Origin of the sequence: uncultured Gimesia sp. (assembly GCF_963972345.1) — a bacterium.
GTDB lineage: Bacteria > Planctomycetota > Planctomycetia > Planctomycetales > Planctomycetaceae > Gimesia.
The window spans coordinates 21,900-32,985 of sequence record NZ_CAXAVM010000076.1; the positions used below are offsets into that span (position 1 = coordinate 21,900).

Here is an 11,086-nt window from a genome sequence, read left to right on the forward strand (position 1 = left end):
AATTGACAGCCAGTATGACGTGCCCCCCTTAACCGCATCCAGAACTTGATATACTATTCAGGATTCTGGACCAATTGAGGAGGAGGCGAACATGCCAACCAAGCATCATTCATCCGAACAGATCATTTCGAAACTCCGGGAAGCTGAAGTCCATCTCGCCCAGGGGATGACGATTCCCCTGATGTGCAAAAAACTGAGGATCCACCAGTAGACGTACTACAAGTGGCGTCGTGAATACGGTGGTCTACGGATGGACCAGGCCAAACGCCTGAGAGAACTGGAACAGGAAAACACCCGGCTCAAGAAGCTGCTCGCCGAGGCGGAGCTGGACAAAGCGATGCTCAAGGAAATCGCGGAGGGAAACTGGTAAGCCCTTCTCGCAAACGCCAGGCCGTCCAGCATCTGCAGCAGACGTTCGACGTTTCCGAACGCAAAGCCTGCCGGGTTCTGGGTCAGCCTCGTTCCAGCCAACGCTACCAGGCGGTTCCTGCTGACGATGAAGCCGCTCTGCTGAAGCAGATTCTGAAACTGGTGCGCCAGCATCCCCGTTTCGGGTATCGACGTATCGGCAGGATGCTGCAGGCGGCCGGCTGGAAGGTGAATCCCAAACGCATTTATCGTTTGTGGCGTCGAGAAGGGCTCAAAGTCCCCAGGAAACAGAGGAAAAAACGTGCGCTGGGTACGGGGGCGAATGCCTGCCATCGCCATCGAGCAGAAAGGAAAAACCACGTGTGGTGCTGCGATTTTATTTTTGATCGGACAGAAACTGGGACCACGCTCAAGTGGCTCTCGATTATAGACGAGTATACCAGGGAGTGCCTGGCCTTGAAGGTGGACCGACACATCACCAGCGAGGATGTGATCAACCAACTGGCGGAGCTGTTCCCAACTCACGGCGTGCCGGAGCACTTTCGCAGCGACAACGGCAGTGAGTTCCTGTCCAAGGCAATTCGCAGTTGGCTGAAACAGATCGGCGTAGGAACGCTGTATGTCGAACCGGGCAGTCCCTGGGAGAATGGATACGCCGAGAGTTTCCACAGCCATGTCCGGGACGAGTTCATGAACTGTGAGGTGTTTGAAAACCTGAGAGCCGCCCGCCGGCAGACAGAGGCCTGGAAGCAACATTACAACGAGGTTCGTCCGCACAGTTCGCTGGGCTACCTCACCCCCAGACAATTTTCGCAGCAGTGTATCTCTTCCAGTCGGACTCCGTCCGCCTTCCAGAGAAACACTGCTGATACCCTAAAGATCTCATAACAACTGGTACGGAAATGGGGGGCCTGTCAGTTGATCAACAGTGCTTGAACGCGAGTAGATTCGTTGGCCGGAGCTAAATCACTGATATTCATGTTTTATTTCGTATTAGTGGTCAGATACTTCAAAACAGAATCTAGGTAGAGTGACACATGGTGGCCAACATTAGTTCGTCAAATATCATTGAATTGAGCGAGATGCCTCGAACACGGCAAGAATGGATTTTCGTATCGCTTCGGGAAGCTCGGGCCAAGCAGCCACGAGTTCGGCCAGTTCGGGAACGCAAAACGGCTCCGCTGGACATGTCCTTGGACATGTGGCGGAGCCGTTTTGACTTAAATCATTAATCATTACACCCCGCAGGGTTCGAACCTGCAACCTTCGCTTTCGTAAACCGAGGGTTTTGAATCTCCCATATTAGATTGAATCAAACGTGCTGGAAGACACAACCATGTTTGATTCAATTCTTATTATAAAATACGCAACGTATTTATATTTAAGCATTTACAACTTTTAATGGATTCATCAAATTCTCTGTTGATGCCAATCCTGATGAGATTCATGGTTAATTGGAGTTAAACAAGATTCGTAAGCAAATTTTGGGCAAATGAGTTTTTCTTAAACTTAACAGCTTTTGAAATTCAACCCCTAGAAATCAATTGCTGCTCGGATCGCACTAAGTATGAATTCCCAGTTTCTTTAAACAGATAATCATGACCAGATAGAAACCAATCATAACCATGGTTGAAAATGCGAAACTGGCACCGAAGCCCATTCCTTTCTTAAGCAAAAAAGGCAGCATGAGGAAAAAAGATAATGACGGTAGGACTAGCCAGAATACACTTTTTGAAAGTTCCGAAACCTTCTCAGTACTCCCTGTGTCGATATATAACCATATTATTCCAAGAAAAGAGACCAGTGGCAACGAAGCGAGAATTCCCCCCCAAAGCGAGCTACGCTTGGATATTTCCGATACAGCAACTACCAACCCAGCAGTGAGCAGAACTTTGAGAAGATAGTACATTATCTACTTTCATCAAATTAGGGTATTTATGTATTTGAGCACTCGACTGCATCCAAAGGCCACCGCTGCCGTTTTACCGGAGGCGGCGACCTCAATGGAAACCATCATTATCACCGGACAGTTTATTCTTTAAATTCACCTTGAGAGGGCTTGCCATCAACCTCACCAAGAACCGTGCCTTCAAAATCGGCAACATTACCGATGCCAGGATCTGTGCCGACGAATTTCGTTGCCTTCCCGTCGGTTTCATCCTGGGGAACTAGTTTCACTGTCATAGGGGGAACTACTTTTCCCTCTTCTGTCTTTGTCTCTTTTGTGGTTAACGTCAGATCTGTTGCTGTAACCGCTACCGGCGTTTTCTCGTCGTTACTTATGAAAAGAATCATGCATTCATGCTTGGGGTGATCCACTGTGAATTCGGCGTGATATTTTCCCAGATCAAACACCACCCCACCATTGGGGCCTGAACCGTGTGGTGCATGTTCTTCGGTGCTGGTAGCTTCATTCTGTTTTTCGGGCTGCACAGTTTCAGTTTTCGGAGTGTCGGTAGTGCCTTTGTCCGAGCAACCTGTGACGAGTAAAGCTGCCAAGAATAAGCCCAGCGATTTTGTGTACATCATTTCGTTTTCCTTTACATGATAGAATTAGTTTACGTGTATTACATTCTTATACAGATCGCAGCAGTTCTTCATCAGAGCTTTTACTACGGACCAGTCGTTCGGCATCTTTCCCCGAGAATTTCCAGAATAAGCCGGGGTGAATAAAAAATTCGCAAAACGTTGAGGTTACCAAACCTCCTAAAATCACAGTGGCGACAGGGTATAAAATTTCTAACCCTGGTTTATTACCACCTACCACAAGAGGAATCAAAGCAATACCGGCGGTCAAGGCGGTCATCAGGACCGGAGCAAGCCTTTCCAAACTTCCCCGCAGCACCATATTTTGACTAAACGCTTCCCCTTCTTCATCCATTAAATGAAAGTAGTGTGTCACTAACAGGATGCCGTTTCGCACAGAAATTCCCCCCAGAGATACGAATCCTACCATGCTAGCCACGGTAAGAGTCTGGTTGGTTAATACTAGTGCGAAGACACCACCAATAAAAGCAGTCGGAATGGCATTCAGGATCTGAAACGTGATCCGTGCTGACGGATAAAGCATCATGAGAACAATAAATATTCCGGCGACTGAAACTGCCGCCAGTATTGTAATCAGAAACGTAGCAGACCGTTGAGCTTCAAATTGCCCCCCAAACTCAACAAAGTAACCGGTTGGCAATGCGACTTGAGCACGCACCCGTTCTTCAATTTCAGAGACTGCACTGGCGAGGTCACGTCCTGAGACATTACAACGGATTGTTTGACGGCGCCTGACGTTTTCTCGGTTGATCAAATTTGGTCCACTGGCTGAACCTGGGAAGTTGGCCACTTCTCGCAAACGTATTTGCCCCCGCCCATCGGGAAGATCAATACGTAGTTCACCCAGATTATAAGGATCTGAGCGATGCTCTTCGTTGAGTTTAATCACAAGGTCAAAACGTCTCTGACCATCTAAGACTTGCGATACTGCTTCGCCTTTCAACGCAGTCTGTACGAAGTCGGCTATGTATTCCCGACTCAGCCCAAAGAAAGCCAGCTCATCAGGTTTCAGGACTACATGTAACTCATCTACCCGTTCCTGTGGGTCGATAATGGGAGGTGTCACACCAGGTATATCAGTGATCGCATCGCGAACTTCTCCTGCCAACTCGCGCAGCTTGTCGAGGTCGTCTCCATACAGCTTAATCCCGACTTGGGCTTTCACTCCGGACAGCATATGGCTAATCAGGTGAGAAAGGGGTTGTTCCGCTTCAATCCCAACCCCTGGTACATTTGAGCGCAAATCAGAGAGTAGCGTATCCAGAAACTCATCCCGACCATGGTCTGAGTCTGGGTTCATCGTCAATATGTATTCACCCACGTTGACTGGCTGAGCATGCTCATCCAGCTCTGCTCGACCTGTCCTGCGAAAAAAGTGCAATACGGGACCATTCGGATTTTCTGCAGACTTCTGTAGTTTGACAAGTTGCGAATCAATCAGTGAGGATGCCTCGTTTGATGCTTTCAGCGACGATCCGCCAGGTAAAGATACATTGATTTGAACGCTTCCCTCATCAAATTTGGGAAGAAAGTCAGCTCCCAACTTTGACAATTCCCAGACACTGTAACCAACGAGTGCCCAGGTCAAAACCAATAGGATGCCTGCCCGCCGCATACTGAATCGAATCAGGAAACTCGCTCCCCATTTCAGCACTCGTAGTAACCGCCCATCCTGATGGGCGTGAGTTGCCTTTGCTTGAGGCAGGAGGTAGTAAGAGAGTACCGGTGTGACAGTCAGTGAGACCAGTAAAGAAGCCAGAATTGAAACGATATAGGCAATTCCCAATGGGATAAACAAGCGACCTTCCACACCGGACAAAGCAAATAGAGGCATAAAGGCCAGGACAACGACTGCTGTCCCGAAGACGATGGCAGAGCGGATTTCTCGACTGGCTTCATACACGACCACAATGGCAGGTTTAGGATGGGGATTTAAATTGTTTTCTCCCAGGCGTCGAAAGATATTTTCCACATCCACAATGGCATCATCGACCAGTTCGCCAATGGCAACTGCAATTCCCCCCAGGGTCATTACGTTGATTGATAATTCTGTCCCAGACATGACCCCTACGATGCGAAATACCAGAGTTGTAATCACCAGCGACAATGGAATGGCTGTCAACGTGATGAATGTCGTGCGAAAATTCAGCAGAAACAAGAACAGCACGATCACGACAAGAATGGCTCCTATGACAAGCGCTTCTTCGACGTAGTAAATTCCTCGGTCAATAAAACTCTTGAGCTGAAACAGGCTGGTATTGATCACAATATCGGCAGGTAGCGTTGATTCTGCATCACTCAAAGCTGCCATCACGTCGTCAGTCAGTTTTCTGGTGTCAGCATGTGGCTGTTTGACAATTGTAATAACCACACCGGCATGTCCATCAATACTGGCATCGCCCCGTTTGGGAGCCGGCCCTTCCACGATTTGTGCCACCTGATATAAAAGTACGGCACGGTCTCCATTCATTTTGACAGGGGCTTTTCGGAGCTCATCCAGGACGTCGCTTGTCAGAGCACCAAGACGACCAATCACCCTCACGGAACGTTCTGTCTGGCCTCCGATTATAAACCCACCACTGGCATTCAGGTTATTTGACTGGACAGCGGCCTCAACATCCTGAAGTGATACGTTATATTCTTGCAACTTGATGGGATCAACCAGAACCTGATACTGCTTCTCATCACCGCCCATGACAATGACCTCAGCAATGCCAGTCAGCTTCAGTAGTCGCGGTCTGATTAACCAGTCCGCGGTCGTACGCAGATCCATTCGTTCTTCGAGAGGAGTCGGGAAAATAACGTCATAGGACCGTTTATTCCAGACAAATGCCACATCACGCCCAGGGTTTGTCTCATCCCATTTGGGATTCTCGACTTCAATTTTCTTCCACAAGCTGAGATCGTTTCGATTCACCGGATTCCAAACGGTCAGTTCAGGACTTGCTTCGTTTCCTGTGCGTTCTGCCAGTAATCCCGTCTGCCCAACCGCAGTCAACTTTCCACCTTGTGGCCCCTTTCTGCGATGAATTCCAACATGCAGAATCTGCCCCATTATGGATGCCTGAGGTGTCATAATCGGACGGATGCCTGGTGGCATCGGTACATTTGCCAGACGCTCTGACACAATCTGTCGAGCGTACCGAGGTTCCGTCTTCCAACTGAACTCGATGTAAATGACATTCATGCCCTGACTGGATTGACTGCGGACATCTTCAACCCCGTTTGCCCCTAGGATCGCTGTTTCTATTGGATAAGTAACCAGCGTTTCGACTTCTTCAGAAGACATGCCAGGACACTCTGTTAGAATCACGACTCGAGGTCGATCAAGATCTGGGAACACATCAATAGGTAAGGTTGTCGTTAAATAACCCCCATAAGCCAGGACAACGACGCAGGCGGCAAGCACCAGCGTTCGATGGGTTAGTGAGAGTCGGATGATTGAATTGAGCACGGTATTCTCCTAATTCCCTTCGTCTTCGTTCTTATGGAGACTGCCATCGGCGTGAATGTGGTAGCCTTCTGGTAAGTCGTCTCCTGATGAGGACTTCAACATACGGTTCAACTGTTCGGCAGAACTCTGTACTACAAACGAACCAAGCATGAGCGATCCATCATTCGCGATGACGGTATAGCGTCGGTCTCGCTCCAGGACTCGAACCGCCTTGCGTTGAAACGTATTTACGTTCTGGGTAAAAACAAATGCTTCAGCTCCGTCGCGGGCAACGGCATCCGTGGGAAGTACAAAGACGTTTTCGAGCTTTTCGACCCGGATCAAGATGCGGACTTTATGACCTGGACGAAACCGCCAGAGTATCTGGGTCATTCCATCTTGTTTCACAACTCTAGACTGATTTTCCAACGCCATACGAAACGCAAAGGTACGATTAATGGGATCTATGACATTTGCCAGATATTGAATCCAGAAAGTCTGATTAACGGGAGGCCAGTCTGCGATCGCGTTTTCCTGAAAGTCCACTTCAACTGGCCAACCGGCTTTGACACTTTGTTCAAGAAGTTGTGTTTCGTCTCGAAATGCCCGACCTTCTATTGCCAGCAACTGATGATTTGCCAGCAAACACAACATTTGACCGGTTCTGACTTGTTGGCCTAGATCTATTTTGCATTCCTGAACTTCAAAGGAGGGGGGGGAGTCCAGTTTTACTTCCTCACCAGTCGCCTGCAGCACGACAGAGGTCCCCAATGGTTTGGATTCGCTAGCTTGAGAGGGAACGAGAATATTCAGTTCTTTGACGAAATTACCTGCAGCTACTTCGTTCAACTGATTTTGTGTAAAACTTCGACTAAGCAGTTCCTGACGATACCCTTTGATTGCCACTTTCAGTCGCGTGATTTCACTAGCGACTTCAATGATCCGGGCACCGGGGACTGCTCCTCCTGAAGATTCCAGGCGTTTCTTTTTTGCTTCGGCGAGTTTGATGTCTTGCGTATCTTTAAACAGTTTCGACTGGGTCTGTTGCAAAGACTCGCTCAGGATGCGGATCGTATAGAGCACATCCCCAGGGTGGACTGTGTCGCCTGGAAAATAATTCATTTTGTCGACCACTCCATCTACAGGAGAAACGATCCCTCGATCACTGCGACCGGGTCGATCCACTACCATGCCCGGGACCTGTAGCGTTTTCCAATAGGTCTCAGGCTGTATTGATTTGACCTGCAAGCCCAGATTGGCAATCGCCTGGTCTGATAGAATAATCTGCTCGGAAGCTGCGTTTTTCTTATCGCTTGCTTTGGTTGAAGCAGTAGAAACGTTATCCGATCTGGCGGTTTTGTTTTGTTCTAAAAGCGGCAACCAATTGTCACGCGTGAAATAGCCGGTAGCAATCAATATCGCAACGATCCCGATTGCCAGAATGGGTTTCACTATTTGAAGAAGTTTCTTCATGATTGTTCCTTTTCAGGTAAGGGAGGGACAGGAGCTAAAGGCCACTGATCTTCCAGCATCAGTCCTGCAATTTCGCTGGCAGCCAGCCACATCTCGCTCATGGAGCGAATCAATTCCAGATTGGCTTCAGCTACAGATCGTTGTGCTTCCAGTACACGTAGGTACTCAAACTGTCCTCCCTGGTATGCTACCATTGAAAGTTCATAAGTTCGTTGAGCCTTCGGCAAGATTGAAACCTGGTAACGTTCAGCCCGTTCCCGTGCGGAAGCATAAGCTGAATAAGCGATCGCAAGTTGATCCATCAGTTCATTCTGTACACGCTCCGTTTGGTTCATTGCCACATTGATATTTGTTTCGGCAGACAATATGTTTCCCTGATTTTTGTTCCAAAGCGGGAGAGGAACACTAAAACCGATGTCCCAGTCATCGGACCGGTTCTGGCTCTGGCGAGTGTATCCCGTACCCACAGTAATATTGGGGATTGGTTCCACCTTGGCTCGTTGCAAGATCAAGCGGGCATGCTCAACTCCAATTTGTGCTGATCTGATTTCAGGGTGGATACTGAGCACGTAAGTGCTGACCTGATCCAGATTATAATCCTCTAGAGCAAGATCGAGTTCACCTGAAAGATGCTTAATAGGCATGTCCTGAATACCAACACTGGCAGCCAGTTTTCGATACGCCCCTGGCAACGCCTTTCTCGTCGCATCCAGGTCTGCACGATAACGTTCCAAATCAACTTCGAGTTGTATGACATCCAGCTCGGCTGCTTCTTTAGCTTTAACCAGAGCTTTTGAATTATTGACCGATTGCTCTGCAAGCTTTACCAGGTTCGAAAGGATATCTGACCGTTTTTGAAGAGTTAAGGCTTCGAAGTACGCTTGCCGTACTTTCGTAAAGACCTGAAAGCGTTCCGTCATCAAGTTGAGCGAGGCCTGATCCACCCTTTTGAGTGCGGCTGCCTGATCCAAATCCAGTTTGTTGGCTGTGACAAATTCCTGGCCCGCATACGCCGTCCAAATCCCCCCTGGACCGGTCCGGTCACTGATCTCATTACCTGTCACGCTCACAGTCGGGTTCGGATACAATCCAGCCTGAATAGCCCGGCCTCGAGCTGTTTCGATTGCCCAGGATACCTCTGCCAGACGAGGATTACTATCAAGAGTCAGGTCAATCAACTCTGGAAGACCAAGCGTTTGTGTCTCCGTTGGTTTGCTGACCTGAGATGATGTGTCTGTGAGGTTGATTTGTACTAATTCATCGTTTGGGTTCTTCAAATCAGGGTTGATATGTCTGACCTGATGAATGGTTGCTTCCTGGGGAATTTCCCGTTCGGAAGTCGCGTCAGAAATCATTGCTTTACCAGTCGAATATGAGGAGCTGGCACAACTTTCCGTGAACAGACCAATCCCAAGCAGAACCGCAGTAAGTAACGGGCGCATAAAGACCTCCTTCGCATCATGCGAAGATTTGAAAAAATGAACAGAGAGATAGTCCGACCATAAACAAAGGGTCGAATCGACAGAATTCTCCGCAAATCATTCAGGATTTGTCCTGAGAAGAATCGCGAAATTAGTCAACGCCAAAAGCAGAGAGCAGGACGTACCAACCTAATTTTGTGATACTGTCTGCGAAGAGTTCTATGCTTATATTAAATAAGCATGGTGGCGGACAAAGAGCGGGGAACCAGAATCAGGGGGCGCGCAGTCAAATACCGATCGTTCGGTTTCTGTGAGTTGCGGAAATTCAAAAGATGAATTGCATCCGATGATGTCCCATTGAAACAGGACTTTGATTTCCGTCTTAAGAGTTGAACGCGTACCTGAGATCACATCAATACTATTAAGATAGATCGCAGAGGAATCGTGATCAGATGAACTAGTAAACTGTGGAAAGCCCTGATTTTCAGAGCTCTTATGGTGGTCATCCTGGTGGCTGTGTTTATCAGCCTCATAGTGATGAACGTGGCCGTGAGAGTCATCAATGGATGATTTATTCAGATGAATATGCGCGCGTAAATCATGCCCTGCAGGCAGGTTGCTTCCATGAGAGTGGCCGAAGGCAACTGACTGGGTCAGCAGCATCTGACCTGCCCCCACGAACGGTACCAGTTGTTATGTTACAGTTCCTAAGTGGTTATCAGTATCCTTGTTTGCCAGCTGTAGCGTAGCGGAAGCTGGCAAACAAGGGGCGATTGCCTCCGGGGCAGGTGGTAGATAGCCCAGCGAACTATGCGGCCTGATCGTATTGTATTCCCTTCTCCAGCGTTCGATCAACACTTTTGCCTCCAGCAGTGTGTCAAAGATTTCGCCATTCAACAGCTGATCCCGCAAGGTTCCATTGAATGATTCTACATATCCATTCTCCCACGGACTTCCCGGTTCAATAAACAGGGTCTTCACATCCCCGCGTTCAAGCCACTTCCGCACTTTCTTTGCCGTGAACTCGGCTCCGTTGTCACTGCGAATGTAATTCGGGGTCCCACGCTGAATGAACAGGTCGCTGAGTCGCTCCAGGACGTCTTCACTGTTGAGTCTGCGAGCGACATCAATCGACAGGCACTCTCGACTGTATTCATCCATGATCACCAGCATCCGAAAACTCCTGCCATCAGATGTCCGGTCCTGCACGAAGTCATAGCTCCAGACATGGTCTTTGTAACCGGGACGCAGTCGAACACAGGAACCATCATTCAACCACAGTCGTCTCCGTTTGGGCTGTTTCTTTGGGACTTTCAGTCCTTCCCGTCTCCAGAGTCGTTCAATTCGTTTGTGATTCACTTTCCAGCCTTCCAGAAGAAGCATCCCCCAGATTGTCCGATATCCATAACGGCCATACTGTGTTGCCAGTTCAATCATTCGTTTCACCAGGCGTGGTTCATCATCTGGCAGATAAGGCTCCCGTCGTTGAGTGGAACGAGGTTGCCCCAGCACGCGGCAGGCCCGGCGTTCAGAAACGATCTCAGGTCCCAAAGTATTACGAACGTAAGTCACAGCCTGACATCGCTTGACCGGGCTCAATAGTTTCCCGAGGCGGCTTCCTTCAAGATCGCCTTATCCAGTTCCGCATCTGCCAGTAGCCGCTTTAAGCGTGCATTTTCCTTTTCCAGGTCTTTGAGTCGTTTGGCCTGGTCGGTACGGATTCCACCGTATTCCTTACGCCAGCGGTAATAAGTCTGATCGGTGATTCCAAGTTGTTTGCAGACCAGGCCAATCGTCTTGCCACGAGCCAGTTCGACCTCCGCTTCACGAAGCTTCTGAATAA

The 11,086-nt window shown here is 48.8% G+C and carries 7 protein-coding genes and 1 pseudogene; 1 reads left to right on the top strand and 7 read right to left on the bottom strand.

The window, feature by feature from the left end:
• The first annotated feature begins 91 nt into the window (after nt 1–91).
• Nucleotides 92–1,257 (top strand): annotated as a pseudogene (locus AACZ40_RS14375) (IS3 family transposase).
• A gap of 673 nt (nt 1,258–1,930) precedes the next feature.
• Here AACZ40_RS14375 and AACZ40_RS14380 read toward each other — a convergent pair.
• The 7 genes from AACZ40_RS14380 to AACZ40_RS14410 all read right to left on the bottom strand — a co-directional run bounded on the left by AACZ40_RS14380 (nt 1,931) and on the right by AACZ40_RS14410 (nt 11,084).
• On the bottom strand, nt 1,931–2,278 hold the full coding sequence (locus tag AACZ40_RS14380) for a DUF3147 family protein (protein WP_291170426.1): 348 nt from the start codon (nt 2,276–2,278) through the stop codon (nt 1,931–1,933).
• Nucleotides 2,279–2,400: 122 nt separating this feature from the next.
• Nucleotides 2,401–2,898, bottom strand: a complete 498-nt coding sequence (locus AACZ40_RS14385) for a hypothetical protein (RefSeq protein WP_291170424.1) — start codon at nt 2,896–2,898, stop codon at nt 2,401–2,403.
• 46 nt (nt 2,899–2,944) lie between these two features.
• Nucleotides 2,945–6,370: an efflux RND transporter permease subunit gene (locus AACZ40_RS14390; protein ID WP_291170422.1), complete on the bottom strand. Its 3,426-nt coding sequence runs from the start codon at nt 6,368–6,370 to the stop codon at nt 2,945–2,947.
• 9 nt (nt 6,371–6,379) lie between these two features.
• Nucleotides 6,380–7,822: a hypothetical protein gene (locus AACZ40_RS14395; RefSeq protein WP_291170420.1), complete on the bottom strand. Its 1,443-nt coding sequence runs from the start codon at nt 7,820–7,822 to the stop codon at nt 6,380–6,382.
• A complete protein-coding gene (locus AACZ40_RS14400; RefSeq protein ID WP_339674756.1) occupies nt 7,819–9,264 on the bottom strand; it encodes a TolC family protein in 1,446 nt (481 codons plus the stop codon). Before AACZ40_RS14400 ends, AACZ40_RS14395 begins: the two co-directional genes overlap by 4 nt.
• Nucleotides 9,265–9,468: 204 nt before the next feature.
• Nucleotides 9,469–9,906 (bottom strand): hypothetical protein, encoded by a 438-nt coding sequence (locus tag AACZ40_RS14405; protein WP_291170417.1) that lies wholly within the window; start codon nt 9,904–9,906, stop codon nt 9,469–9,471.
• Nucleotides 9,907–9,936: 30 nt separating this feature from the next.
• A protein-coding gene (locus AACZ40_RS14410) for an IS3 family transposase (protein WP_339674759.1) occupies nt 9,937–11,084 on the bottom strand; the annotation gives its coding sequence in 2 pieces (ribosomal slippage) (nt 9,937–10,853 and nt 10,853–11,084; 1,149 coding nt in all).
• Between the last annotated feature and the right edge of the window lie 2 nt (nt 11,085–11,086).